This window comes from Streptomyces akebiae, assembly GCF_019599145.1.
GTDB lineage: Bacteria > Actinomycetota > Actinomycetes > Streptomycetales > Streptomycetaceae > Streptomyces > Streptomyces akebiae.
This window is the reverse complement of the sequence record NZ_CP080647.1, coordinates 8,772,896-8,798,234: the sequence shown is the minus strand read 5'-3', so window position 1 is coordinate 8,798,234 and position 25,339 is coordinate 8,772,896. Positions and strand designations below refer to the sequence as shown.

The 25,339-nt window shown below is 72.0% G+C and carries 27 protein-coding genes, 1 pseudogene and 1 riboswitch; of the genes and pseudogenes, 14 read left to right on the top strand and 14 right to left on the bottom strand.

Annotated features, from left to right (window positions below; genetic code table 11):
- Positions 1–91 precede the first annotated feature (91 nt).
- Positions 92–1,117: an NAD-dependent epimerase/dehydratase family protein gene (locus K1J60_RS38270; protein WP_220651883.1), complete on the top strand. Its 1,026-nt coding sequence runs from the start codon at positions 92–94 to the stop codon at positions 1,115–1,117.
- Positions 1,118–1,218: 101 nt separating this feature from the next.
- On the opposite strand, the gene K1J60_RS38265 is transcribed toward K1J60_RS38270, so the two are convergent.
- From K1J60_RS38265 to K1J60_RS38230, 8 genes are all read right to left on the bottom strand, one after another.
- Complete coding sequence (locus K1J60_RS38265; RefSeq protein ID WP_220650213.1) at positions 1,219–2,808, bottom strand: alpha/beta hydrolase; 1,590 nt, start codon at positions 2,806–2,808, stop codon at positions 1,219–1,221.
- Positions 2,809–2,972: 164 nt separating this feature from the next.
- Positions 2,973–3,827, bottom strand: a complete 855-nt coding sequence (locus tag K1J60_RS38260) for an urease accessory protein UreD (RefSeq protein ID WP_398683885.1) — start codon at positions 3,825–3,827, stop codon at positions 2,973–2,975.
- The gene (ureG, locus tag K1J60_RS38255) at positions 3,815–4,498 is read right to left on the bottom strand and encodes an urease accessory protein UreG (RefSeq protein WP_033529031.1); all 684 of its coding nucleotides are present in this window, start codon (positions 4,496–4,498) and stop codon (positions 3,815–3,817) included. The genes K1J60_RS38260 and ureG overlap by 13 nt, the downstream gene beginning before the upstream one ends.
- Before the next feature lie 194 nt (positions 4,499–4,692).
- Positions 4,693–5,367, bottom strand: a complete 675-nt coding sequence (locus K1J60_RS38250) for an urease accessory protein UreF (protein ID WP_220650212.1) — start codon at positions 5,365–5,367, stop codon at positions 4,693–4,695.
- A complete protein-coding gene (locus K1J60_RS38245; protein ID WP_220650211.1) occupies positions 5,367–7,088 on the bottom strand; it encodes an urease subunit alpha in 1,722 nt (573 codons plus the stop codon). The genes K1J60_RS38250 and K1J60_RS38245 overlap by 1 nt, the downstream gene beginning before the upstream one ends.
- A complete protein-coding gene (locus tag K1J60_RS38240) occupies positions 7,081–7,392 on the bottom strand; it encodes an urease subunit beta (protein WP_033529028.1) in 312 nt (103 codons plus the stop codon). The genes K1J60_RS38245 and K1J60_RS38240 overlap by 8 nt, the downstream gene beginning before the upstream one ends.
- Positions 7,393–7,404: 12 nt before the next feature.
- Entirely contained in the window at positions 7,405–7,707 is a 303-nt protein-coding gene (locus K1J60_RS38235; RefSeq protein ID WP_220651881.1) for an urease subunit gamma, read from the bottom strand.
- A 219-nt stretch (positions 7,708–7,926) separates the two neighbouring features.
- Positions 7,927–8,556 (bottom strand): TetR/AcrR family transcriptional regulator, encoded by a 630-nt coding sequence (locus K1J60_RS38230; RefSeq protein ID WP_220650210.1) that lies wholly within the window; start codon positions 8,554–8,556, stop codon positions 7,927–7,929.
- A 100-nt stretch (positions 8,557–8,656) separates the two neighbouring features.
- Between K1J60_RS38230 and K1J60_RS38225 the strand changes: the two genes are divergently transcribed.
- Positions 8,657–9,733, top strand: a complete 1,077-nt coding sequence (locus tag K1J60_RS38225; RefSeq protein ID WP_220650209.1) for an ABC transporter permease — start codon at positions 8,657–8,659, stop codon at positions 9,731–9,733.
- Between the two features lie 382 nt (positions 9,734–10,115).
- Here the strand turns inward: K1J60_RS38225 and K1J60_RS38220 are convergent, their stop codons facing one another.
- Positions 10,116–10,394, bottom strand: a complete 279-nt coding sequence (locus K1J60_RS38220) for a type II toxin-antitoxin system Phd/YefM family antitoxin (RefSeq protein ID WP_033529111.1) — start codon at positions 10,392–10,394, stop codon at positions 10,116–10,118.
- Between the two features lie 255 nt (positions 10,395–10,649).
- Here K1J60_RS38220 and K1J60_RS38215 point away from each other — a divergent pair, with 255 nt between their 5' ends.
- The 4 genes and pseudogenes from K1J60_RS38215 to K1J60_RS38200 form a co-directional block, all read left to right on the top strand.
- Complete coding sequence (locus K1J60_RS38215; protein WP_220650208.1) at positions 10,650–11,291, top strand: ATP-dependent Clp protease proteolytic subunit; 642 nt, start codon at positions 10,650–10,652, stop codon at positions 11,289–11,291.
- Positions 11,292–11,298: 7 nt separating this feature from the next.
- Entirely contained in the window at positions 11,299–11,616 is a 318-nt protein-coding gene (locus tag K1J60_RS38210) for a hypothetical protein (protein ID WP_033529024.1), read from the top strand.
- A 372-nt stretch (positions 11,617–11,988) separates the two neighbouring features.
- Positions 11,989–12,159: riboswitch (cyclic di-AMP (ydaO/yuaA leader) on the top strand.
- Between the two features lie 3 nt (positions 12,160–12,162).
- Entirely contained in the window at positions 12,163–12,636 is a 474-nt protein-coding gene (locus K1J60_RS38205; RefSeq protein WP_033529023.1) for a C40 family peptidase, read from the top strand.
- Positions 12,637–12,713: 77 nt separating this feature from the next.
- Positions 12,714–13,220: pseudogene (locus K1J60_RS38200) on the top strand (DUF6328 family protein); the annotation flags it as partial.
- Positions 13,221–13,328: 108 nt separating this feature from the next.
- Here K1J60_RS38200 and K1J60_RS38195 read toward each other — a convergent pair.
- Complete coding sequence (locus tag K1J60_RS38195; RefSeq protein WP_220650207.1) at positions 13,329–13,787, bottom strand: ATP-binding protein; 459 nt, start codon at positions 13,785–13,787, stop codon at positions 13,329–13,331.
- Between the two features lie 247 nt (positions 13,788–14,034).
- Between K1J60_RS38195 and K1J60_RS38190 the strand changes: the two genes are divergently transcribed.
- Both K1J60_RS38190 and K1J60_RS38185 read left to right on the top strand, forming a co-directional pair.
- Positions 14,035–14,895 carry a helix-turn-helix domain-containing protein gene (locus K1J60_RS38190; protein WP_220650206.1) on the top strand — a complete coding sequence of 287 codons (861 nt, stop codon included), beginning with the start codon at positions 14,035–14,037 and terminating at the stop codon, positions 14,893–14,895.
- A gap of 9 nt (positions 14,896–14,904) precedes the next feature.
- Positions 14,905–15,129: a DUF397 domain-containing protein gene (locus K1J60_RS38185; protein ID WP_033529020.1), complete on the top strand. Its 225-nt coding sequence runs from the start codon at positions 14,905–14,907 to the stop codon at positions 15,127–15,129.
- Positions 15,130–15,186: 57 nt separating this feature from the next.
- Here K1J60_RS38185 and K1J60_RS38180 read toward each other — a convergent pair whose 3' ends face one another.
- Positions 15,187–16,317, bottom strand: a complete 1,131-nt coding sequence (locus K1J60_RS38180; RefSeq protein ID WP_220650205.1) for an 8-amino-7-oxononanoate synthase — start codon at positions 16,315–16,317, stop codon at positions 15,187–15,189.
- Between the two features lie 197 nt (positions 16,318–16,514).
- On the opposite strand from K1J60_RS38180, the gene bioB reads away from it, so the two are divergent.
- The 3 genes from bioB to bioD are packed head-to-tail and all read left to right on the top strand — an operon-like array spanning position 16,515 to position 19,792.
- A complete protein-coding gene (bioB, locus tag K1J60_RS38175; protein WP_220650204.1) occupies positions 16,515–17,771 on the top strand; it encodes a biotin synthase BioB in 1,257 nt (418 codons plus the stop codon).
- Complete coding sequence (locus K1J60_RS38170; protein ID WP_220650203.1) at positions 17,764–19,053, top strand: adenosylmethionine--8-amino-7-oxononanoate transaminase; 1,290 nt, start codon at positions 17,764–17,766, stop codon at positions 19,051–19,053. Before bioB ends, K1J60_RS38170 begins: the two co-directional genes overlap by 8 nt.
- 19 nt (positions 19,054–19,072) lie before the next feature.
- Positions 19,073–19,792, top strand: coding sequence for a dethiobiotin synthase (bioD, locus tag K1J60_RS38165; RefSeq protein ID WP_220650202.1), 720 nt, complete (start codon positions 19,073–19,075; stop codon positions 19,790–19,792).
- 27 nt (positions 19,793–19,819) lie between these two features.
- Here bioD and K1J60_RS38160 read toward each other — a convergent pair whose 3' ends face one another.
- Positions 19,820–21,973, bottom strand: coding sequence for a helix-turn-helix transcriptional regulator (locus K1J60_RS38160; RefSeq protein WP_220650201.1), 2,154 nt, complete (start codon positions 21,971–21,973; stop codon positions 19,820–19,822).
- 169 nt (positions 21,974–22,142) lie between these two features.
- Between K1J60_RS38160 and K1J60_RS38155 the strand changes: the two genes are divergently transcribed.
- A complete protein-coding gene (locus K1J60_RS38155) occupies positions 22,143–22,829 on the top strand; it encodes an esterase/lipase family protein (RefSeq protein WP_220650200.1) in 687 nt (228 codons plus the stop codon).
- A 177-nt stretch (positions 22,830–23,006) separates the two neighbouring features.
- Positions 23,007–23,687: a class I SAM-dependent methyltransferase gene (locus K1J60_RS38150; RefSeq protein WP_220650199.1), complete on the top strand. Its 681-nt coding sequence runs from the start codon at positions 23,007–23,009 to the stop codon at positions 23,685–23,687.
- Here the strand turns inward: K1J60_RS38150 and K1J60_RS38145 are convergent.
- Both K1J60_RS38145 and K1J60_RS38140 read right to left on the bottom strand, forming a co-directional pair.
- Positions 23,656–24,030: a fic family toxin-antitoxin system, toxin component gene (locus K1J60_RS38145; RefSeq protein WP_220650198.1), complete on the bottom strand. Its 375-nt coding sequence runs from the start codon at positions 24,028–24,030 to the stop codon at positions 23,656–23,658. The two genes, K1J60_RS38150 and K1J60_RS38145, sit on opposite strands and share 32 nt — an antisense overlap.
- 4 nt (positions 24,031–24,034) lie before the next feature.
- Positions 24,035–24,274: a toxin-antitoxin system HicB family antitoxin gene (locus K1J60_RS38140; protein ID WP_220650197.1), complete on the bottom strand. Its 240-nt coding sequence runs from the start codon at positions 24,272–24,274 to the stop codon at positions 24,035–24,037.
- Between the two features lie 202 nt (positions 24,275–24,476).
- On the opposite strand from K1J60_RS38140, the gene K1J60_RS38135 reads away from it, so the two are divergent.
- Positions 24,477–25,337: an ABC transporter ATP-binding protein gene (locus K1J60_RS38135; RefSeq protein ID WP_259408086.1), complete on the top strand. Its 861-nt coding sequence runs from the start codon at positions 24,477–24,479 to the stop codon at positions 25,335–25,337.
- The last annotated feature ends 2 nt before the right edge of the window (positions 25,338–25,339 follow it).

Here is a 25,339-nt window from a genome sequence, read left to right as displayed (position 1 = left end):
CGGCAGGGCGGCATGGTGCTCTGCCGGTAGCAGAGCGTCCCGGCGCTCGGCACCTGGGCGTCGTACGGTCGGGGCCATGACACGACGTGCTGTGGTGGTCGGAGCGACGGGACAGATCGGCCGGGTGGCCGTGGGCGCGCTGGCGGGCGACGGATGGGCGGTGACGGCCGTCTCGCGGGGCGGCGGCCGGGACGACGGCTGGCCCGAGGAGGTACGGACCGTCTCCGCCGACCGGAGCGACGACGCGGCGCTCGCGGCCGCGGTCGGTGACGGCTGCGACGTGCTGGTGGACATGGTCGCCTACGGTCCCGAACACGCCCGGCAATTGCTGTCGCTGGCCGACCGGGTGGGCTCGGCGGTCGTCGTCTCCAGCGTCTCGGTGTACGAGGACGACAAGGGCCGCAACTTCGACACCCAGGCGGAGCCGGGCGGCTTCCCCGAGTACCCGCTGCCCCTGCCCGAGAGCCGGCGCACCATCCGGCCGGGCGACACCTCGTACAGCACCCGCAAGGCGGGCCTGGAGCGTGAACTCCTCGCCGGTGGCGACCGGTTGCCCACGACCCTGCTGCGCGCGGGCGCCGTTCACGGGCCGCACTGCCGTACCCCGCGCGAGCTGTACTTCGTGAAGCGCAACCTGGACGGCAGAGAGCGTCGGGTCCTCGCGTACGGCGGTGCGAGCCGCTTCCATCCGGCGAGCGTCCACAACATCGCCGAGCTGATCCGGCTGGCCGCCGCCCGGCCCGGTTCACGGGCGCTGAACGCGGTCGACCCCGACGCACCCACCGTCGTGGAGATCGCCACCGCCATCGACGCGGTGATGGGCGTCCGGACGCAGAACGTGCTCGTCGACGGCCCCGCCCCGTCGCCCACGGTGGGAGGCACCCCGTGGTCCGTGCCGGTGCCCGTGGTGTGCGACATGTCGGCGGCCGAGCGGGAGCTGGGCTACCGGCCGGTGGTCCGGTACGCGGAGTCACTGCCGGAGACGGTCGCCTGGATCGAGGGCCGGCTCGCGGGCGGACGGGACTGGCGGGAGGCCTACCCCCGGATGGCCGAGGCGTACGGGGACCTCTTCGACTACGCGGCGGAGGACGCCTGGCTGGCGGGACGACAGGCCTGAGCGCATGAGCGAGGGGCGACCGTCATCGACGGTCGCCCCTCGCCGCTGTCACGTCCCTACGGCCCCTACGGCCTCTACGGCCTCTACGGCCTCTAGGGGGCCTACGGGGTCGGCGTGGCGTGCGGGGCGCACGTCACGTCGGCCTTGCCCACCTCGCCGGTGAGCAGGTAGGTGTCCACGCGCTCGTTGACGCACGGGTTGACCAGGCCGGTGACTCCGTGGGAGCCGGCCTTCCTCTCCGTGATCAGCCGGGAGCCCTTGAACCGCTTGTGCAGCTCGACGGCGCCCTCGTACGGCGTGGCCGCGTCCCGCTCGGACTGGACGATCAGGACGGGCGGCAGGCCCTTCCTGGTCTTCACGTCGACCGGGGTGTACTGCTTGGACGGCCAGGTGGCGCACGGCAGGTTCATCCAGGCGTTGGCCCAGGTCATGAACGGATGGTTCTTGTGCAGCCTGGTGTTGTCGCGGTCCCACTTCTTCCAGCTCGTGGGCCACTTGGCGTCGGTGCACTCGACCGCCGTGTAGACGGCGTTGCCGTTCTCGGCGACGGCGTTGCCCACGGTGTCGCCGAGGTCCGGGGCGGCCGCGTCGACCAGGGCCTGGGTGTCACCGGCGGCGTACTTGCTCCACACCTGGGCGGTGGGCGCCCACGCGGAGTCGTAGTACGGGGCGCTCTGGAAGAAGGAGATCAGCTCGGCCGGGCCGACCAGCCCGCCGAGCGGGTTCTTCTTCGCGGTGGCGCGCAGGTTCAGCCAGTTCGCCTGCACCTTCGCCTGGGTGTCACCGAGGTGGTAGGTCGCGTCGTTCGCCGCGACCCACTTCGTCCAGTCCTTCCAGCGTCCCTCGAAGGCGACGTCCTGGTCCAGGTTGGCCTGGTACCAGATCTTCTCGCGGGAGGGGTTCACCACGCTGTCGACGACCATGCGGCGCACGCGATTCGGGAAGAGGGTGCCGTAGACGGCGCCGATGTACGTACCGTACGAGACACCGAGGAAGTTGAGCTTCTTCTCCCCGAGGGCGGCCCGGATGACGTCCAGGTCACGCGCGGTGTTCGGGGTCGTCATGTGCGGCAGCATCTCGCCGCTGCGCTCCTTGCAGCCGGCCGCGTACTTCGCCGCGAGCCTGCGCTGCTTGCGCTTGTCGGCCTCGGAGTCCGGGACCGGGTCCATCTTGGGCGCCTTCACGAACTCCTGGGGGTCGGCACAGGAGATGGGCGCCGACTTGCCGACACCACGCGGGTCGAAGCCCACGAAGTCGTAGGCCTTGGACGTGTTGACCCACAAGGGGTTCTTGGTCGTGACCCGGCGCGGGAAGCGCAGGCCCGAGCCGCCCGGACCGCCGGGGTTGTAGACGAGCGCGCCCTGGCGCTCCTCCTTCGTTCCGGTGTTGCCGATCCGGTCCACGGCGAGCTTGATCTGCTTGCCGTTCGGTTTGGCGTAGTCCAGCGGCACGGTGACCCAGCCGCACCGGATGGGCTTCTCCAGGCCCCAGCTCTCCGGGCAGTCCTGCCAAGTGACGCCCTTCTTCGCCGCCTTCGCGGCGGCGACGGCGACACCCTTGGCCTCGCGGTCCCGCGCACTCGCGCCGTCCGCGGCGCCGGCCGCGGGCGCGGTGACGGCGCCGGCTATCAGGGTCGCCGTGACGAGCAGTCCGGCGGAGCCGAACGCTCCCGCCCTTCTCGTCGGCCTCATACCTCTCAAGAGGGAACTCCCCGTACATCGATTCGAAGTTTCGAATGGTCACGGGGATCCTCGTACCTGTGAGGCACCTGGGAACAGGGGGCCGTCACGTTCTTTACTAATCCGATAACCGGTGCGGAAAGTCCCGTTCAGCGGATGCCGGAACGCCCGCCCGCTCAACCGTCCAACTCGGCAAGGGCCTGGTCGAGCACACGCCTCAGCCGCAACGCGTCGGTCGCGAGCGCGCTGACGAGTACGGCGGGTCCGGCGAGCGGAGTGAGCGCGGCGGTCTCCGCCAGCACCCTCGGCTCGGGTTGCTTGTCGACGAACTCCGGTCGTACGACGAGGAGTTGTCCCACCGCCCGGTGTCCGCCCAGCACCGCGGGTCCGTCCCAGCCGCCGGGCGCCCCGGGCCCGCAGGCCACCTCCTGATCGAGCAACGGCCGCCCGTCGAGCAACACGGTGAGCCGACTCCGCAACCGCCCCGGTTCCTCACCGGCCCGGCCGAGCACCTGCTCCTCGCGGAACACCAACCGCGCCCCGGCGGCGAGTTCGACCCGCGTCGACACCGCCAGATCGCTGCCCTTGGCTGAGATCAACTGCTCGGGAAGCCACCGCAGTTCGCCCCCGGCCGCCACGTCGATCCGTACGTCGTAGCGGGCCTCCCCCTTGGCCTGTCCGGGCAACGCGATCGTCGCGGCGGCCGACCCGACGTCCAGCCGGGCCTCCTCCCCGACCTCCGTCTCGACGGCGAACCGGTCCCCGCCGAGCGGCCCGCTCATCGCCCCGACCAGCATGACCCGCGCCGCGTCACCCCTCCCCCGGGTACGGCGCAACGCCAGGGGCCCGTCGCTCTCCAGCACGGGCAGGGCCGTACCGCCCCGCCCGTCGACGCGGGCCGCGATACGCGCGGTGGCCCTGACGCCGGTGGTCCCTCTGTCCCGGTCCCTGTCTCTGCCCCTGTCCCGGTCCCGGTCCCGGTCCCTGCCACTGTCCACGGCAGCCCCTCGGACCGCCGTCATGCCGTCCACGCCGCGAGCTTCTCGCGCACCCAGGCGGCGACCTCCGCGACCCCCGACTCACCGCGCAACGACTGGAACACCACCGGCAGCTGCGCACGCTGCGCCTTCGCGTCCGCGGCCATCCGGGCGAGGTCGGACCCGACGTACGGAGCGAGGTCCGTCTTGTTGACGACGAGCAGGTCGGCGGTGGTGACACCGGGCCCGCCCTTCCGGGGGATGTCGTCCCCGCCTGCCACGTCGATGACGAAGATCTGCGCGTCGACAAGCCCCTTGGAGAAGGTGGCGGTGAGGTTGTCGCCGCCGGACTCGACGAGGATGAGGTCGAGCGGACCGACCTCGTCCTCCAGGTCCTCCACGGCCTCCAGGTTCGCGGAGATGTCGTCCCGGATGGCCGTGTGCGGGCACGCCCCCGTCTCCACGGCGGTGATCCGCTCCGGCGGCAGCACGGCTTCTTTCAGCAGGAACTCGGCGTCCTCCCGCGTATAGATGTCGTTCGTCACGACCGCGAGCGACAACTCGTCCCGCAACGCCCGGCACAGCGCGGCGACCGTCGCCGTCTTACCGGACCCGACGGGCCCACCGAGCCCCACGCGCAGGGCACGCCGGGTGCCGTCGGGCCGATGCGCGTCCGCGCCGATGGCTGAGGGGCCGTCGTGGGAGTGGGTGTGGTCGAGATGCATGACTGCGGCTCCTTCTTCGGATGGGTCAGGTAGGGCGGGTGTTGCGGGCGGGTGGGGCTTCTCGCGCAGTTCCCGGCGGTCTTATAGGGGCGCGGGGAACTGCGCGAGAAGCCCCACCGGACGGACGTCTGGGGGGCACAGGGGCGCAGCCCCTGAAGGACGGGACGGGTAGGGGCGGCGGGGGCGAGCCAGGCTCAGGACGCGAACAACCGCACCGGCCAAGCCGCATGCGCCTCCGCGCTGATCTCCGACAACGGCCCGGAAGCCGCCGGCAGACCCCCCACGCCACCGACCCGCGCCGCCCGCGCCGCCTCGACCGCCGCCCCCACCACGGCATCCATCTCAGGAGCCAACCGCGCCAACACCCCCGTCGCGGCGAACGGATCGAGACTCAGCAACCGCACCGTCGCACTCGCCGCCCCACTCACGCTCTCGTACACGGAGCAGTACGCGGCATCGTCCGCGCCGAGCCCGGCGCCCCGGGCCGCCACCCCCAGCACGACCGGCTGATGCGCCCCTTTGGGGAACACCCGTGCCACCTCGTCCAGTTCCCCGGAGGGCCAGGTGGCCCGCGCCGCCCGCATCAACTGCCGCCCCAGCTTCCGCGAGGCGACCCGCAGGGCGAGCGACGGCGTACGGGCGTCGGCGGCCGCGTCCAGCTCGACCGGGTCGACGCCCGACGCGGCGGCCGCCGCGAGAGACGCCGACACCAGCCCGACAGTGTGCAGACGCCCCCGGCAGAACGCCTCCAGCCCCTCCGCCCCGGTGATCGATCCCGCCTTGACGGCCGCCTCGGCCCCGCCGGAGTGCGCGTGCCCCCCGGCGGGAAAGCGGCCGTCGGCCAGGACGAGAAGAGTCGCCCGGGACATCAGAAGAGGAAGTAACGCTGGGCCATGGGCAGTTCGGCGGCCGGCGTGGCCTCCACCAACTCCCCGTCGATGTGCACGGCGAAGCTGTCGGGGTCGACGCGCACCTCGGGCCGCGCGTCGTTCTCCCGCATGTCGGCCTTGGTGACCCCCCGGGTCGACTCGATGGCCACGAACCGTTTGCCCAGCGACAGCCGCTCCGGCAGCCCGTCCTCGATGGCGAGCGGCGCCACGAAGTTGAACGAGTTCGCGGCGGGGGCCCGCCCGATCGCCCCGTACATGGGACGCGGAAGGATCGGCTGCGGCGTGGGGATGGAGGCGTTGGCGTCGCCCATCTGCGCGTACGCGATCTGTCCGCCCTTGATCACGACCTGCGGCTTGACGCCGAAGAACGCCGGCTCCCACAGCACGAGGTCGGCGAGCTTCCCGCTCTCCACGGACCCGATCTCCCGGGCGAGCCCTTGCGCGAGCGCCGGGTTGATCGTGTACTTGGCGACATAGCGCCGTACCCGTCGGTTGTCCGCGCGCCCGTCACCGGGGAGCGCGCCCCGCCGCCTCTTCATCACGTGCGCGGTCTGCCAGGTCCGCAGGACGACCTCACCCACCCGGCCCATGGCCTGCGCGTCGGAGGAGATGATCGAGATCGCGCCCAGGTCGTGCAGGATGTCCTCGGCGCCGATGGTCGACGGCCGGATCCGGGACTCAGCGAACGCGAGGTCCTCCGGCACGGCCGCGTTCAGATGGTGGCAGACCATCAGCATGTCGAGGTGTTCCTCGGCGGTGTTGACGGTGTAGGGGCGGGTCGGGTTGGTGGAGCTGGGCAGGACGTGCGGCTCGGAGACCACGGTCATGATGTCGGGCGCGTGGCCGCCGCCGGCTCCCTCGGTGTGGTACGCGTGGATGCCACGTCCGGCGATCGCGGCGAGGGTGTCCCCCACGAAACCGGCCTCGTTGAGGGTGTCCGTGTGGATGGCGACCTGGATGCCGGTCCGTTCGGCGACGGTCAGGGAGGCGTCGATGACCGCCGGGGTCGAACCCCAGTCCTCGTGCAGCTTGAGGCCGAGGGCGCCCCCACGGATCTGGGACAGCATCGCCTCGTGCGAGACCGTGTTGCCCTTGCCGAGGAAGCCGATGTTGAGCGGGTACTGCTCCATCGCCTCCAGCATCCGGGCGAGATGCCACGGGCCGGGGGTGACGGTCGTGGCCTTCGAGCCCTCCGCCGGTCCCGTGCCGCCGCCGACCAGGGTCGTGACACCGGACGACAGGGCCTCGTCGGCGATCTGCGGACAGATGAAGTGGACGTGGGCGTCGATGGCGCCCGCGGTGACGATCCGCCCGTTGCCCGCGATGATCTCCGTCTCGGGGCCGATGACGAGGTCGGGGTGGATGCCGTCCATGGTGTCGGGGTTGCCGGCCTTGCCGATACCGGTGATCCGGCCGTCACGGATGCCGATGTCGGCCTTGACGATGCCCCAGTGGTCGATGATCACCGCGCCGGTGATGACCGTGTCCGGGGTGCCTTCTGCGCGCGTAGCACGCGCCTGCCCCATGGATTCGCGGATGACCTTGCCGCCGCCGAACACGGCCTCGTCCCCGGCGAGTCCGGGCCCGCCGGAGCGGTCCTCCTCGATCTCGACGAGCAGATCGGTGTCGGCGAGCCGGATGCGGTCTCCGGTGGTGGGGCCGAACAGGTCGGCGTACGCGGCACGCGAGATCTCAGGCATCGAGAGCACCTCCGGTCTCCCCGCGCAGGCCGGGCACGACACGGGCGCCGGTGAGCGGTACGAGTTCGACGTCGACGGGGATCCCGGGCTCGAAACGGACGGCGGTGCCGGCGGCGACGTTCAGCCGCTTGCCGCGCGCGGCGGCGCGGTCGAACTCCAGGCCGGGGTTGGCCTCGGCGAAGTGGTAGTGGGAGCCGACCTGGACGGGCCGGTCGGCGGCGTTGAGGACGGTGAGCCTGGTGACCTCACGGCCCTCGTTGTAGACGATCGGATCCGAGGCGAACAGGATCTCTCCGGGAATCACGGGCACTCCCCCTCAGACGATCGGGTCGTGGACGGTGACGAGCTTGGTGCCGTCCGGGAAGGTCGCCTCGACCTGGACGTCGTGGATCATCTCGGGGATGCCCTCCATGACATCGTCCCGGGTGAGCAACTTCCGTCCGGACGCCATGAGCTCGGCCACCGTACGGCCGTCCCGCGCGCCTTCGAGGAGGTGCGCGGTGATGAGCGCGACGGCCTCGGGGTGGTTCAGCTTCAGGCCGCGGGCCCGGCGCCTCTCCGCCACGTCGGCCGCCACATGGATCAGCAGCCTCTCCTGCTCGTGCGGGGTCAGTTGCACGGCGTCCACCTCACATCCTCGCTCCGGACCGTGCGGGATCCGGTTGCCTCGCCACCGGGCAAATTCGCTGGTGGCGTGGCCGCAGGCTAATTGGGCGGCGTTTCGGCGACGTTAACCGGACCGTGATCCCCGCGCGCCGGACCGTGATCCCCGCGCGCCGCCCCGCCGCCCCGCCGGGTGCTCCCCCGGCAGTCACCGCACGTCTCCGCCCGGTCCCGCTCAGTCCCGGGCCCGCGGGTCCCCCATGCTCGTCAGCGCCTTCACCCCCAGCTCGACCACCTGGATCGGCACGTCCCCGAAGAGCGCGTGCTGGGCGGCGAACCCCTGGGCGAGCGCCACCATGGTCCGCGCGACGCTGAGCGCGGGGATGTCGGCCCGCATCAGGCCGGCGTCCTGGTACCCCTCGACGATCTTGATCCACGGCTTGCGGACCTCGGCGAAACCGTCCTCCAGGATGGCGTGCAGCTCGGGATTGCGCAGCGTCTCGGCCCACACCTGCACCATCAGCCTCGGGTACAGGGACTCCCCCGCCTCCCCCAGCGACGGCTGCCGGTGCAGGATCCGGCGCAGAACAGCGCCGATCAGCACATCCGGCGGCGGAGGCGGGCCCTCCTGCGCGGCCTCCTCGAACGCCTCGCGCACCTCGCCGAGGACCGTGGCGACGATCGCGGCGATCAGCTCCTCCTTGCCGCTGAAGTACCGGTAGACCGCTCCGGCCGAGAGGTCGGCCTCCTTCAGCACGTCCTGCATGGACGTGGCATGGAAGCCGTTGCGGGCGAAGCAGCGGGCGGCAGCGTCGAGGATCTGGCGGCGGCGGGCGTCTAGACGCTCCTGGGATACGCGGGGCATGCCGTCAAAAGTAAAACGAACGTTCCTTCTTGACAAGCGCCGACACCTCCAAGCATGGTGAATTCAAGAAAACGAACGATCCTTCTTTTTAAGGAGAGCCATGTCCGCCCCATCCGCTGCACCCACCGCGGCCCAGGCCACCGGCACGGCGCCCACGGCACCCACAGCCCCCTCGCTACCCCCCGGCCGCCGTATGGTCGCGGTGATCGTCCTGATCCCGCTCGTCGCGGCGCTCGCGCTCTGGGCCTTCGCCTGGCCCAACGCCCGCACCGCACCCCGCGACCTGCCGCTCGGCGTGGCCGGACCGGCGACCGCCGTGGCCCAGGTCGAGCAGCAGCTGAAGCAGCGGGACGGCGCGTTCGAGATCCACCGCTACGCCGACGAGGCGGCCGCGCGGGACGCGATCGAGGACCGGACCGTATACGGCGCGGTGGTCGTCACCCAGTCCGGGCCCAAGCTGCTCACCGCCTCGGCCGCGAGCCCGATGGTCGCCCAGCTGCTGCAGCAGGCCGTGACGCAGCAGGCCGCCGAGGAAGGCGTCCGGGTGGCGACCACCGACGTGGTGGCCGGCCCGGCGAACGACCCGCGGGGCGCGGCTTTCGGTTCGAGCGTGCTGCCCCTGGCCCTGGCCGGTACGGCGTCCGGCGCCATGGTCACCCTGCTCGGGCTGCGCCGGGGGCGCGCGGTCGGCGCGTTGATCGGGGCCGCCGCGCTGGTCGGTACCGCTGCCGCCACCCTCGCCGACAGCTGGCTCGGCCTGCTCGGCGGCCACTGGTGGGCCGAAGCCGGTGTGCTGAGCCTGGCGACCCTGGCCGTCGGCGCCACCGTGGCCGGATTCGCCTCCCTGCTGGGCCGGGCGGGCCTCGGTCTGGGCGCCCTGCTGATCGTGTTCCTCGGCAACCCGTTCGCGGGCGCCTCCTCGGCACCCCAGATGCTCCCCGAGCCGGTGGGCGCCCTCGGTCAGCTCCTCCCGCCGGGTGCGGGGGCGTCGCTCCTGAGGTCGGTGGCCTTCTTCGACGGCGCCGGCGCCCTGACCCCGACCCTGGTGCTGACCGCGTGGGCCGCCCTCGGCCTGACGGCGACTCTCCTGGGCGACCTGCTCAAGCGCCGCACCCGGCCCAGCGGACCCTCCACCCCGGAGCCGACCCCGACCCCGGCCCCGGTCCCGGCCCACTGACTCGCCGGGCGACCGCTGCCCCGCACGGCCGTACGCCCCCGCTGTAGCGGACGGGGGCGCACGGTCGTTTCGGCGGCGGTCATCGGGCAGCCGTCGCGGGCAGCGCTCCTCCGGGAGTGCCCGTCCGGGAGTGCCCGTCCGGGAGTGCCCGTCCGGGAGTGTGCGTTCGGGAGTGTGCGTTCGGGCGCGCTCCTGGGCAGTCCTCATGCGGCAGCGCTGACGCGCAGTGCCGGCACGGCGCCACTAGGCCCTGCCGTCACATTCCCGCCTGCCCCGCGACGCCACGCACTCTTCCCCCACTCTCGGCTGCGCTCGACCGGGAGGTACGCCCACGACGCCGCGGGGCCGCGCTTCGGGGGCGGCGGGAATGTGACGACAGGACCTAGGAAGCCCCCGGCCCCCGATGCTCGGCCGCGATGCCGAACCGCTGCTGCTCCCGCGCCGCGGGGGCGACCTCGCGGACTCGGGAGACGGCACTGATCACCGGCTCGTCGGCCGGCTCCTGCAGGGCTTCGAGCTGCTCCAGGTCGACTGCGGAGACCAGGGCGACGAGGGGCTTTCCGTGCCGCGTCACGACGACGCGCTCGCCGCCGTAGACCACGCGGTTGATCAGATCGGCGAGCTCAGCCCTGGCTTGCGTCACCGGAATCTCGTAGGCCATGGAGCCCAGCTTAGACCTGGCGCCCCGCGCCACCCCGGGCGGAAGATCCCCTTCTGGCCCTTCCACCGGCCCCGCCCGCACCCCCACCCCCGCCCGCGCGCCGCGCGCCGCGCGCCGCTCGCCGGACCGAACCGCTCACACGATCCCTGCGGAACCGGCTCCCCGCGCGGATTTTCGCTTTCGGCCGATCCTCCCCTCCCCGCATACGTACGTCCTGTACATTTTTGACAGAGTCGATCAGAGGAGGCGTGTCCCATGCCCGCGAACCGACCGTCGGCCCGCCAGGTGCTGCCCGGGTTCACCGAGCGCACCACTGCGGGTCACCGAACGATGGATCCGTACTCGAAGTTGCTGGAAGAACGGATCGTGTTCCTCGGGACGCAGATCGACGACACGTCGGCGAACGACGTGATGGCGCAGTTCATGCACCTCGAGCACCAGTCGCCGGACCGCGACATCTCGCTGTACATCAACTCGCCCGGCGGCTCGTTCAGCGCGATGACGGCGATCTACGACACCATCCGCTTCGTCACCTGCGACGTGGAGACCATCTGCCTGGGGCAGGCGGGTTCGGCCGCCGCGGTGCTGCTCGCGGCGGGCACGCCGGGCAAGCGGTTCGTGCTTCCGGGGGCGCGTGTACTGATCCACCAGCCGGCGGTGGCCGAACGGATCGAGGGACAGGCCGACGATCTGGCGATCCAGGCCCAGGAACTGACGCGCAATCGCCGCAGGCTGGAGGAGATGCTCGTCCGGCACACGGGCCGGAGCCCGGAGCGGATCAGCGCCGACATCGAGCGGGACACGTTCCTCGACGCGGAGGCGGCGGTGGAGTACGGCCTGGCCGATCGGGTGATCCCGAGCCACAGGACCACGCGCACGCTCCCCGGCGCGAGGTGAGCCGTCGATGCTCCCACCCGAACTGCCGCCGTTGCCCGCGCTCACGCGCGCCGAGGCCGAGCTGATCGACCGTTACCTGGACGTGGTCGATCTGCTCGGCCGGATCAATCCGGCCCGACCGGGCGATACGTACCGCGGGTTGCGCGCGGCGCAGGCTCTCGTCGCCAAGGCGACCGCTCTGCGCGACGCGCTCGAGCTGATGCACAGGCGCGGGGAGAACGAGGTGCACGCCCCGACGCTCGCGCGAGCCCTGCGGGTCCTGGACGGCGAGCGACGGGCGGGCCGGGTGGCGCTGCCGCCGGAGCCCGAGGACTCGCCGGCCTGAACCGATCCCGGGGCGCTCGCCGTACTACTGACGGGGCGTCCGGTCCAGGCTTCGTGCCGTCCGGACGGCCTACCGCGATCGACCTATCGGCCCATACGTCGTGAGGACCTGTGAAGTTGCGCAACATGGCTGGCACGAGGCCGGAACGCATCATTCCGGTGCTGGTGCGGACGTCCTCGACCGCCTGGACACACCAGCCGAAAATGCTCTGTCCACCCGAACGGGCGAGTGGTGAGTAAGACCACAAATCCGTGGTTCCGTTGGGATTTTCGGACGTCCGTGCGTCAAGATCCCTTCCTGACGACAAGCCCCCGCCGCAGCGGCGGGGCGATCCGGGTGGACGCCGAGTCCTGCCGCCGCCCGGATGACCGGTCGACAGGAGTGCATCGGCAGGAGTGGAGGACCCAAGCACGACGGGTCGCCGGAACGGTCAAGCCATGACCGCGCCGAGCAGCCCTTGGGGTGAAGCCGCGTCAGCGGCCGGGCAACTTCGCCAGCCCGAATCCGACAGGTCATCCTTCACAGGCGGCTGACGAAGGGTTGCGCATGACTGCGCTGAATCGTGTCCCGTCGCTGTTGACCCGGGCCGGCACGGCCTCGGCTCTGACCATCGCCGCTGTCAGCGGCAGCATCGTGGTCCCGGGCGTCGCAGCCGACGCCGAGGCCGCCACGGTGGCGTCGAAGGCACTCAAGGTCGCGGCTTCCAAGAAGGGCTCCCCTTACAAGTACGGCGCCACGGGCCCGAGCAGGTTCGACTGCTCAGGGCTGACGCTCTACTCGTTCAAGAAGGCGGGCAAGAAGCTGCCCCGTACTGCTCAGCAGCAGTACAACAAGACGAAGCACATCTCCGCGAGCAGCCGCAAGCTCGGAGACCTGGTCTTCTTCCACTCGGGCTCGAACGTCTACCACGTCGGTATCTACGCGGGGAAGGGAAAGATCTGGCACTCGCCGAAGACGGGTGACGTCGTCCGACTGCAGAAGCTCTGGACGAAGAACGTCTGGTACGGCCGGGTCCGCTGACCCACCGTCGGGGGCGGCTGAGTTCTCCGCCGCCCCCGGCAGGCGTGCGACCGGCGGTTTTGGATACACGTTCGACCATGGCCGACGAACGCACCCGTCCCGCACGCAACGAGACCCCCCTCGAACGCGCCGACCGCAATTTCTCCGAGCTGCTCCAGGAGTTGCGCGTCACCCAGACCGGGGTACAGATCCTCTTCGCGTTCCTGTTGACGTTGGCCTTCACACCGCGCTTCCCCGACCTGGACTCCGTCCAGCGCGCCACATACGTCGTCACCCTGCTGCTCGCGGTCCTCGCGGCGACGCTCTTCACCGCCCCGGCCGCCCTGCACCGCTCGCTCTTCCAGCAGAACGCCAAGCCCGTCATCGTCCAGGTCTCGTCCCGGCTGGCCACCGCGGGATTGATCGTGCTGATGCCGGCCTTCACCGGATCCGTCCTGCTCGTCGTGGACGTGACGCTCGGCCGGAAGGCCGGGATCGCCGCCGGGGCCGGCACCTTCCTCATCTGCCTGCTCCTGTGGGCCGTGCTCCCGAAACTGGTGGGCCGCCTCTCCGACCGCGACGACTCGACGACACGGGAACGGCCACGAACACCGGCGCAGACCGCGGACACACGGCCACGAACGCAACCGCAACCACGTCCACGTCCACGCCCACGCCCACGCCCACGCCCACGCCCACGGACGAGGATCTCGTCAGGTTTCCTGCGGACCGCCCGCGCTGACCGGCTGCGCGGGAACCGTCCACGGCAGTTCGATCGCTACGGTCTTACCGCCCTCCCGGGTGGGTCTGACGCTGAGCCTGCCGCCGCACTCGGCGGTCAGCCAGCGGATGATGACCATGCCCCGGCCGTTGTCCTGCTGGACGGCGGCCGGCAGCCGTTTCGGGAAGCGTGGATGGCTGTCGGTGACACCGATGCGCAGCTGCTCGTCCCGGTCGAGGGCGATGTCCACGGTGAAGGTGGGCGACTGACCGAGGGTGTGCTGGACGGCGTTGGTGGCGAGTTCGGACACGATCAGGCGCACGGTGTCCGCGATGTCGGTGTCGCCCGGCAGGCCCCATTCGGCGAGCACGTCGGCGACGTAGTTCCGGGCCGTGGACACCGAGGCGGGATCGCTCGGCAGAGTGACGGATGCTTCCAGGTGATCTGCCATGGCGAGGCGTCCCTTTCCCACGGGACCGGTGTCCGACAGGGAGCGGATGGTTCGACTACGGTCCCGGACTGGTGCTTCGCGCCAGACTGCCACTACCTGGGCTGTCACGGGTGGCGATCCACCAAGATATGCATATATCTGTCGCTCGAAGCGGTGAACTGTCCGACGGCCGAGCGTATTCGGATGGGGTTGTCGTCCATCCTCTGTCGTCACCCCGACTTCGCGCGCCGGGCGGAAGGAGAATCCCATGCAGTACGGTCCGGCGGTGCGCCGCCGCAAGCTCGGTGCCGAGTTGCGTGTCCTGCGCACCCGTTCCGCGCTCACCAGTATCGAGGCGGCCCATCGCGTGGGCTGGCACCAGTCCAAGGTGAGCCGGATCGAGACGGGCGCCAGCGGGGTGAAGCCTGCGGACGTACGCAAGCTCCTGGACGCGTACGGGGTCGACGACACCGAATTACGGGAGCTGCTCCTGGCGTTGGCGGGCTCCGAGGACGGCGGCGGGCGGCACAACTGGTGGCACGCGTACCGGGGCGTACTGCCGCCGACGTACCGGGACTTCATCAGCCTGGAGTCGCAGGCCGGGGGGATGCGGACGCTGGAGACCTCGGTGGTGCCGGGTCTGCTGCAGATTCCCGAGTACGCGCGGGCGGTGACACGGGCCGCGGTGGAGGGGCTGGAAGACGACAAACTCGACGCGCTCGTGGAGGTGCGGCTGGCGCGGCAGGAAGTGCTGCGGGGGAACCCGCCGCTGAAGCTGAGCGCCGTGCTCGACGAGGGCGTTCTCCGACGTGAGGTGGGCGGGCCCGAGATCATGGCCCGGCAGCTGGGCCGGCTGGTCGAGGCGGCCCGCCTTCCCCAGGTGCGACTGCAGGTGCTCCCGTTCACTGCCGGGGCGCACATCGGCGTCACGGGCCCTTTCGTAATTTTCTCATTTCGGAGCACATCCGATCTGGACGTGGTTGTTCTCGACCACTTGACGAGTAGCCTCTACCTCGAACGGAAAGAAGACCTCAAGGCGTATGTCGAGGCCTTCAACGCCCTTCAGATCCACGCCCTTTCGCCCGAGGACTCGTTGGATTACATCGCCGGGCTAGCCGCCGGCGCGTAAGGAGGCACCATGTCCGCACTGCCTCGGAACGTACCCACCAGTACCGAACTACGCGGAGTGCGATGGCTGCGCAGCAGTCGCAGCACGGGAATGAACAACTGCGTGGAGACGGCCCGTCCCGCGTCCGGCCGCTGGGCCGGCCTGGTGGCCGTACGCGATTCGAAGAACACGGCGGGGCCCGCCCTGCTGTTCGAACCCGACGCCTGGGAGGGATTCATCACCACGCTGCGGTGACCACCACCGACAGCGTTCGTACTTCCGCTTACGGCGACGCCCGGCCCTGACGCCGACTCACGGTCGTGTATCGCCGATGATCCCCACGGCCCGGTCGATCTGCCCCCGCGTGAGATCCGCGCGGGCGGTCAGCCGCAGCCTGGAAACGCCGTCGGGCACGGACGGTGGGCGGAAACAGCCGACGGCGAGACCCGCCGCACGGCAGTCCGCCGCCCACCGCACCGCCTGATCCGGTGACGGCGCGCGTACGGACACCACGGCGGCGTCGGGCCGCACCGCTTCATGGCCCGACGCCGTCAGCCGTGTGTGCAGTTCCCGCGCCACCTCCCGGGCCCGTGCGGCGCGCTCCGGCTCACGGCGCAGCAGCCGGAGCGCGGCGAGTGCCGCGCCGGCGGCCGCCGGGGCGAGGCCCGTGTCGAAGATGAACGTCCGGGCCGCGTTGACCAGGTGGTCGATGACCTTCGCGGGGCCGAGCACCGCACCGCCCTGGCTGCCCAGCGACTTCGACAGCGTGACCGTCACGACCACGTCGGGGTCGCCCGCGAGCCCCGCCGCGTACGGCGCGCCCCGGCCGCCGTCGCCGAGGACCCCGAGCCCGTGTGCGTCGTCCACCACGAGCCCGGCGCCGAACGCACGGCAGGCGGCGGCGAGGGAGGCCAGGGGGGCGGCGTCGCCGTCCACGGAGAACACCGTGTCCGAGACGGCGACGGCAGGCACCCCACCGCCCGTGGCCAGCGCCTTGCGGACCGCCTCCGGATCGGCGTGCGCCACGACCTGGGTGGTGCCCCGGGCCAGCCGGCAGCCGTCGATGAGGGAGGCGTGGTTGCCGGCGTCCGAGACGATCAGGGAGCCGTGCGGGGCGAGCGCGGTGACGGCGGCGAGGTTGGCCGCGTAGCCGGAGGAGAAGACGAGGGCGGCCTCGAAGCCGCAGAAGTCGGCGAGTTCACGCTCCAGCTCGCCGTGCAGCTCGGTGGTGCCGGTGACGAGACGGGAGCCGGTGGCGCCGCCGCCCCACCGGCGCGCGGCCTCGGCAGCGCCCTCGGTGATCTCGGGGTGCCGGGCCAGACCCAGGTAGTCGTTGCTCGCGAGGTCGAGGAGCGGCGAGTCGGCGGGACGGGGGCGCAGGGTCCGTACGAGACCGGCCCGGCGGCGCGCCGAGGCCTGCTCGTCGATCCAGCCGAACGCCATGGGTCCTCCGGGGTGGTGTGGGCAGCCTCCGGCGCCGGGCTGTCGTGGACGGCACGGCTGGGGCTTTTGTAGGCAGTGCACAGACACTAACGGGCCGACCAGCCGCCCACGATGTGGCAATACCCACACGTCGATCCCACTCTGTTGTCCGAACTCTCCTTGGCCGGGAGCGGTCCCGTAGGACAGGATCGGCTCTCATGGACCTGCTGAACACGCTGGTGGACAAGGGGCTCCGGCGCGAGCCGCTGAGCCGTGCCGAGGCGCTCGCCGTCCTCGGCACCTCCGACGACGAGCTGTTGGACGTGGTGGCCGCGGCCGGGAAGGTGCGCCTGCACTGGTTCGGGCGCCGGGTGAAACTGAACTATCTGGTCAACCTCAAGTCCGGACTGTGTCCCGAGGACTGTTCCTACTGCTCGCAGCGGCTCGGCTCGACCGCCGGCATCCTGAAGTACACCTGGCTCAAGCCTCACGAGGCCTCCGAGGCAGCCGCGGCCGGGCTCGCCGGGGGCGCCAAGCGGGTCTGTCTGGTGGCGTCCGGGCGTGGCCCGACCGACCGGGACGTCGACCGGGTCTCCGACACCATCAAGGCGATCAAGGACCAGAACGAGGGCGTCGAGGTGTGCGCCTGCCTCGGTCTGCTCTCCGACGGTCAGGCCGAACGCCTGCGCGAGGCGGGCGCGGACGCCTACAACCACAACCTGAACACGTCCGAGGCGACGTACGGCGAGATCACCACGACGCACACGTACGCCGACCGGGTGGACACGGTGCGCAAGGCGCACGCGGCGGGTCTGTCGGCCTGCTCGGGTCTGATCGCGGGCATGGGCGAGAGCGACGAGGACCTGGTCGACGTGGTCTTCTCGCTGCGCGAACTGGACCCGGACTCCGTTCCGGTGAACTTCCTGATCCCGTTCGAGGGCACCCCGCTCGCCAAGGAGTGGAACCTGACCCCGCAGCGCTGTCTGCGGATCCTGGCGATGGTGCGGTTCGTCTGTCCCGACAGCGAGGTGCGGATCGCGGGCGGCCGGGAGGTCCATCTCCGCTCGATGCAGCCGCTCGCCCTGCACCTGGCCAACTCGATCTTCCTCGGCGACTACCTCACCAGCGAGGGCCAGGCGGGCAAGGCCGACCTGGAGATGATCGCGGACGCCGGCTTCGAGGTGGAGGGCACCGACCAGGTGACGCTCCCGGAGCACCGGGCGACCGTGGCCGCCGGCGGGGGCTGTGGGTCCGGGGAGAGCGCGGGGTGCGGATCGCACGCCGGGGGCGGCTGCGGGTCGCACGAGGACGAAGGAGCGGGCGCGGGCGCGGGGTGCGGCTCGCACGCGGGGGGCGGTGTGTGCGGTTCCGCCGCCCAGGCCCCCGCTGCCGCGACGCCGGCCGGTGAGGCCCGTACGGATCTGGTGGCGGTACGCCGCCGGGGCGCCGGAACCGACCTCGCGCCCAATGCCTGAGCCGACCGGCCTGAGCGTGCCCGAGCTGGTGGAACTCGACCGGCGGCATGTGTGGCACCCCTACGGGCCCATGCCGGGCCGGCAGGAACCGCTCGTCGTGCAGTCGGCGAGCGGGGTCCGGCTGAAGCTCGCGGACGGCTCGGGCGAGTTGGTCGACGGCATGTCGTCGTGGTGGTCGGCGATCCACGGCTACAACCACCCCGTCCTCAACGAGGCGGCGCGCGAGCAGCTCGGCCGGATGAGCCATGTGATGTTCGGCGGGCTCACCCATGAGCCCGCCGTGCGGCTGGCGAAGCACCTCGTCGACATGTCGCCCGAGGGTCTGGAGCATGTGTTCCTCGCCGACTCGGGGTCGGTCTCCGTCGAGGTCGCGGTCAAGATGTGCCTGCAGTACTGGCGCTCGCTGGGCCGTCCCGGCAAGCGGCGGCTGCTGACCTGGCGCGGCGGTTACCACGGCGACACCTGGCAGCCCATGTCGGTGTGCGACCCCGAGGGCGGGATGCACGAGCTGTGGCAGGGTGTCCTGCCCCGGCAGGTGTTCGTGGACCCGCCGCCGGTCGAGTTCGACGAGGCGTACGCGCGGTCGCTGCGCTCGGCCATCGAGCGGCACGCGGACGAGCTGGCGGCCGTGATCGTGGAGCCCGTGGTCCAGGGAGCGGGCGGGATGCGCTTCCACTCCCCCGCGTACCTGCGGGTGCTGCGCGAGGCGTGCGACGCGCATGACGTGCTGCTGGTGTTCGACGAGATCGCCACCGGGTTCGGGCGTACGGGGGCGTTGTTCGCGGCGGACCACGCGGCCGTGACGCCGGACGTGATGTGTGTCGGCAAGGCGCTGACCGGCGGCTACCTGACGCTGGCGGCGGCGCTGTGCACCGCCCGGGTGGCCGACGGGATCTCGCGGGGCGAGGTCCCGGTGCTGGCTCATGGGCCGACCTTCATGGGCAACCCGCTGGCGGCGGCCGTCGCCTGTGCCTCGATCGAGCTGTTGCTGGGCCAGGACTGGCTCGCGGAGGTCAAACGGATCGAGACGGGGTTGCGGGAAGGCCTGGCGCCGGTGCGCGAGGTGCCGGGGGTGACGGACGTACGGGTCCTCGGCGCGATCGGTGTGGTGCAGCTCGACCACGCGGTGGACATGCGGGCGGCCACGGAGGCCGCCGTGCGCGAGGGCGTGTGGCTGCGGCCGTTCCGCGACCTCGTCTACACGATGCCGCCGTACGTCACGGGCGACGAGGACGTGGCACGGATCGCGCGCGCGGTGTGCGCGGCGGCCACGGCGGGATGACGGAACGGAAGAGGACGACATGACGGTCCTGGTGGTCACGGGGACGGGCACGGAGGTCGGCAAGACGGTCACCACGGCGGCGGTCGCCGCGGTGGCCGTGGCGTCCGGCCGTTCGGTGGCCGTGCTGAAGCCCGCCCAGACGGGCGTACGGCCGGACGAGCGCGGCGACGCGGACGAGGTGGGCCGGCTCGCCGGTGCCGTCACCGTCCGTGAACTCGCCCGCTATCCGGAGCCGTTGGCGCCCGCGACCGCCGCGCGCCGCTCGGGCCTGCCACCGGTGCGTCCGGAGGACGTCGCCGAGGCCGCGGCCAAGCTGGCGACCGACCACGACCTGGTGCTGGTCGAGGGCGCGGGTGGCCTCCTCGTCCGCTTCGACGAGGCGGGCGGCACGCTGGCGGACACGGCGCGGCTGCTGGGGGCACCGGTGCTCCTGGTCGCCTCGGCCGGGCTGGGCACGCTGAACACGACCGAGCTGACGGCCCGCGAACTCGCCGTCCGTGAGGTGGAGTTGGCGGGTGTCGTCATCGGCAGCTGGCCCGAGGCCCCGGACCTGGCGGCGCGGTGCAACGTGGCGGACCTGCCGGTGGTCGCGGGGGCGCCCTTGCTGGGGGCAGTGCCCGCGGGGGCGGGGGCGTTGGCGCCCGGCGACTTCCGGGCGAGGGCCGGGGGTTGGCTGGCGTCGGCGCTCGGCGGGGTGTGGGACGCGGTTTCCTTCACTGCCGCGGAAGGTGCGGCGTAGGGGTTCCGTGAGGGGTCTGCCCCGGTGTCACGTCTCCGTCTCCCCCAGCAGCCTCACCAGCTCGATCCTCGACCGGATCCCCAACCGCGAGAACACGCCCCGCAGATGGTGGTCGATCGTGCGCGGGCTCAGGAGCAGCCTCGCGGCGATCTCCCGGTTCGTGGCGCCGTCCGCCGCCATGCGGGCGATCATCAACTGCTGGGCGGTGAGTCGGTTCTCCAGGGTTTCGGCGGCCGGGGCCGGGGCGGCGCGCTCGCCGAGGGCCCGGAGTTCGGCGCGGGCCTGGGACGCGCAGTGCGGGGAGCCGAAGTGGTCGAAGGCCTCCAGGGCACTGTGGAGCCGGTCGCGGGCCTCGGTGCGGTTGCGGAGCCGCCGCAAGGCGCTGCCGAACAGGAGTTCCGTACGGGCGCGTTCGAAGTCGCGGGTGCCGGAGGCGTGCAGGTCGAGGGCGGCGCGGTAGTGCTCGACGGCCTCCTCGCCGGTCGCGAGGAGGGCCCGGCAGCGGGCGCTGAGCGCGAGGTCGTCGGCGCTGCGGACGGTACGGGCCCAGCGGTCGTAGTCGGCGTGCGCGGCGACGGCCACCCGGGTGTCGCCGGTGCGCACGGCGGCTTCGACGTAGTGCGGGGTGGCGATGTGCCGGATGGCCCGGTGCCCGTGCCCGGGTCCGAAGCCGGCGAGGGCGCGCAGCCGGGCGGCCGAGGCGGCGTATCGGCCGGTGCTCAGGTCGAGGAAGGCGAGGGCGAACATGGCGAGCGCGGCGGGGAGTCCGAGGCCGCGTTCCAGGGCGTAGAGGCGGGCGGACTCGGCGCGTTCCCGGCACACCTCCTGGTCGCCGGTGAGGGCGGCGAACATCGCGAGGGCGGCCTGGAGGTGGCAGGCCCCGTTGTCCTGCCCGGTGGCGTACGCCTGGCGCAGGGCGTCGACGGCGGCGGCCTCGGCGGCCTTGGGGCGCCCGGTCCAGAACTCGGCGTAGGCCCGGAACTCCATGGCCTGCGGCACGGTCACCGTCTCGCCGCGGGCTCGTGCTGAGGCGGCGGCGCGGGCGGTGGCGGTGAAGGCGCGGGTGTGGTCGCCGAGGAGGAGGGCGGCGATCCCGGAGTGGATGAGCTGGGTGGGGTCGCCGCCGGGACCGCAGCGCCCGGCGGCGGCTTCGAGGACGTCCCGGGCGTCGTCGTAGCGTCCCTCGAACGCGGCGGCGAGGGCACCGAGGGTGCTGGGCGGCAGGATGCCGAGCCCGTCGGCGACGGCGGCGGCCTCGCGGCAGCGGCGGAGGTCCCCGGTGTAGATGGCGGCCTCGGTGGCTCGTGCCAGCAGATGGGCGGCGCGGTCCGAGGTGTGGTCGCCGACGTGCCGGACGGTGGCGGTGAGCAGGGCGTCGAACGCCTCGGCGGCGTTGCCGGCGCGCAGGGCGAGCAGTCCGCCGAGGGCGTCGTCGTCGGTGGCGGCGACGAGGCGGCGGGCCCGGTCGCCGTCGCCGGACTGCCAGGCCTCGGCGGCGGCCTGGGCGAGCAGGGGCGCGCGTTCGGCCGGTTCGGGGGTGAGGCCCGCGGCGCGTTCGGCGAGGGCGGAGGCGAGGGTCGGGTCGCCGATGGCACGTGCCACCCGTGCCGCGAGACGGAGTTCGGCGGCGAGGCGGCGGCTGGGGCCGAGGGCGGCGGCGGCCCGGTGCCAGGACCGGCCGGGTCGCTCGCCCTCACCGCTGAGGACGGCGGCGAGGAGGCGGTGGGCCTCGCGCCGGTCGGCCATGGACGCGGACTCGTACACGGCGATCCGGGTCCAGGCGTCGCGGAAGACGATGCCCTGGGTCGTGGCGTGGGCGAGGCCCGCCGCCTCCGCCGTGTCGAGGGGCTGGGTGTCGAGCCGGGCCGCGGTGACGGCGCGCGCGTAGGCGTGTGTCGGCACCGGGTACTGGTCGGCGGCGGCGAGGAGCAGCAGGAAGCGGGTGTCGGCGGGCAGGGCGCGTACGTCGCGCCGGTGGGTCCGCAGCAGGGCGGGGGCCAGCGCCAGGGGCTCGGCGGGGAGCGGGTCCAGGCCCGTGAGCTGGCGCCGGGTCAGGGCGGCGGCGAGTTCCGCGGCGGCCCGTGGGTCGCCGTGGGCGGCGTGCAGCAGGCGGACGCGCACGCCTTCGGACAGCGTGGGCACGGCGGCCGACGCTGTGTCCGGGCTCGGCCACGCGTTCATGGGGGGCGGTGGCGAGCGATGCGGAAGTTGTGGGGGGTTCACCGGAGTCACCACGCTCATCACGTTACTTGCGAGTTAACCGACCAGTAAAGACCGGCGATTTCGCCGATGCGGCGCGCGTAGACCCCGCTGACACTCCTGACGAACCCCACCCGTTTCAGGAGGCACCATGCAGCGCCGCATGCGCCGTATCGCCACGGCCCTCGCGACCGTGACCACCACGCTCCTTCTGTCGCTCTCCTTCTCGGCGTCCTCCGCTCAGGCCGCCACCCACAACCCGGTCGTCTTCGTGCACGGGCTGAGCAGTTCGTCCAGCAGCTGGGACGACTGGGTCGCGTACTTCAAGGCGGACGGCTACACGTCCGCGGAGCTGCACTCCTGGTCCTACGACTGGGGCCAGTCGAACGCCACCACGGCGGCACAGCTGAAGGCCAAGATCGACAGTGTGCGTGCCTCCACGGGCGCCGCGAAGGTCGACGTGGTCGTGCACTCCATGGGCGCGCTCAGCTCCCGTTACTACCTGAAGAACCTCGGCGGGACGTCGTACGTGGACGACTTCGTCTCCACGGCCGGTGTGAACCACGGGACGACCGTCGCCGGTTGGTGCCGGTGGCTCTACACCTCGTGCTCGGAGATGTACACCGGCAGCTCGTTCCTCACCTCGCTCAACTCCGGTGACGAGACGCCGGGCAGTGTGTCCTACGCCAGCTACTGGTCGAACTGCGACGACGCGCTCACCCCGGACACCACCGCGATCCTCAGTGGCGCGACGAACGTCGAGGTCGGCTGCGTCTCGCACAACGACATGAACAACGACCACGGCATCTACCAGCAGGTCCGCGACTTCATCGCCTGACCCGGCGCCCGGCGCCCCGCACTCCGGCGACGGGGTGCGCGCCGGCACGCGGCACCCGATGCCCGGCCGCCGCCTCACACCACCCGTCGCACAGCCGTCCCCACGGCCGTGCGACGGGTGAGCCGGTGCTTCCCGGGGGACAATCGCGGTATCTGCCGCCCTCTTCGGGAGGTCCTCATGGCCCGCGCCGCGAAGGACGCCGTGCACCACCCCCTCTTCGCCCGGTTCTACGCCAGACTGAGCGTGTCGGCGGAGCCGAGGATCGGCCCGCTGCGCGACGAGTTGCTCGCCGGGCTGTCGGGACGCGTCATCGAGATCGGGGCCGGCAACGGCCTGAACTTCCCCCGCTATCCCGGCGCCGTCTCCGAGGTGGTGGCGATCGAACCCGAACACTCGCTGCGGCGGTTGGCCCTGGAGGCCGCCCTGCGCGCCGAGGTGCCGGTGGACGTGGTGCCGGGCGCGGCGGAGGCGCTGCCGGTCAAGAGCGAGGCGTTCGACGCGGCCGTGGTGTCACTGGTGCTGTGCAGTGTGCGGGACGTACGGCGCTCGCTGAGCGAGGTGCGCCGGGTGCTGCGCCCCGGTGGCGAGCTGCGGTTCTTCGAGCACGGCCGGGGCGGCGGACGGGCCATGCGGACGGCCCAGCGGGCGCTGGACGGCTCGGTGTGGCCGCTGCTGTTCGGCGGCTGCCATGTCTCCCGTGACCCGGTCGCCGCGCTCCGGGCCGCCGGGTTCGAGGTCGGGGCGGTCCGGGAGGTCCTGGTGCCCGAGCAGGGGCCGCGGCTGCCCAGCTCCTACTGCGTGCTGGGCCGGGCGCGGCGGCCGGCCCTCACCGACTCCACTGGCGCAGCTCCCGCGTGATGTCGTGCACGCTGGCCTCGCCGCTCTTGACCAGTCGGGCGAGTTCGCGCACCTGTTCGGCGGAGGTGACGACCTTGACGCCGCTGGCCACGAGGTAGCCGTAGGCGACGGCGGAGGCGAACAACGCGTTGGAGCGCTCCAACGCCGGGACGTGCATGAGGACTTGGAGAAGGGCGGCGGCCCTGGCGTGCGGGGTGTCGTAGACGGGGACGTCGAAGATCTCGGCCTCGTGCCGGGCGACGGCCGCGACGAGGGCGCCCCAGTCGGTGACCTGGGGATCGCCGGGCGTCTTGCGTTCGGCGACCATCAGGAGCCAGGCGAGGTCGATGCGAAGCTGACTCAAGGGATCAGTGACGTCCCTCGCGCCGGTTCTCGGGCTCGGTGCCGAACTCCTCGGCGAACACCGCCTCGTACTGCTTCATGAAGTCGGCGGCGGACTCGACGAAGGTGTGGCCCGCCTCGCCGGTGTCCTGCCTGACCAACTCCTCGATGTACCGGTTCACGCTCATCCCCCGCTCCAGGGCTCGCTCTCGGGCGGCCCGGGCCGTGTCCTCGTCCACCCGCACGTTCAGCTGGGTCTTGGCCATGACTCGACGCTAGCGCCGGAGTGCTAGCGGGGGCAAGGGCGCCTCGGCCCCCGCAGAGTAGGTGCCCCTTACACAGACACCCGAGGCCCGACCTGGGGCGGAGACGGACTCGACCCTCGGGGGGATTTCGGCTGTGCCCTGGGTCACACTAGGCTCGGCCGGGACGCCCGGAATTCGAACTGGTTCGAGCCTGGAGGCCGTTTTGTCCACTGCTGCCGCTGAGCACACCCTCGGCCGCGCGGAAGCCGACGGCATCGCCGCCCGCGCCCGGGGCCTGACGAAGGCGTACGGCTCGGGCGAGACGACGGTGCTCGCCCTCGACTCCGTCGACGTGGACATCGCGCGCGGCCGCTTCACCGCGGTGATGGGCCCCTCGGGCTCGGGCAAGTCCACGTTGATGCACTGTCTGGCCGGACTCGACACCGTCTCGGCCGGACGGGTCTGGCTCGGGGACACCGAGATCACCGGGCTCAGGGAACGCGACCTGACCCGCTTGCGCCGGGACCGGATCGGCTTCATGTTCCAGTCCTTCAACCTGATCCCGACGCTCAACGCGGCCGAGAACATCACCCTGCCCATGGACATCGCGGGCAAGAAGTCCGACGAGAAGTGGCTGGACCAGGTCATCGACACCCTCGGACTGCGGGACCGGCTGAAGCACCGGCCCGCCCAGCTCTCCGGCGGCCAGCAGCAACGCGTCGCCTGCGCCCGTGCGCTCGCCTCCCGGCCCGAGCTGATCTTCGCGGACGAGCCCACCGGCAACCTCGACTCCCGCGCAGGGCTCGAAGTGCTCGGCTTCCTGCGTGAGGCGGTGGACCAGCTGGGCCAGACGGTCGTCATGGTCACCCACGACCCCGGTGCCGCCGCCCACTCCGACCTGGTGCTCTTCCTCGCGGACGGGCGGATCGTGGACCGGATGGAGCGCCCCTCGGCCGACGCGGTCCTGGAGCGCATGAAGCGCTTCGACACCGTCCGGGCGGCCGTCGCCCCCGAGAGCGCCCCGACCACCGAGGCCATTGAGGCCACCGACAGCACCGAGGCCACCGACACCGACAAGGACTGAGA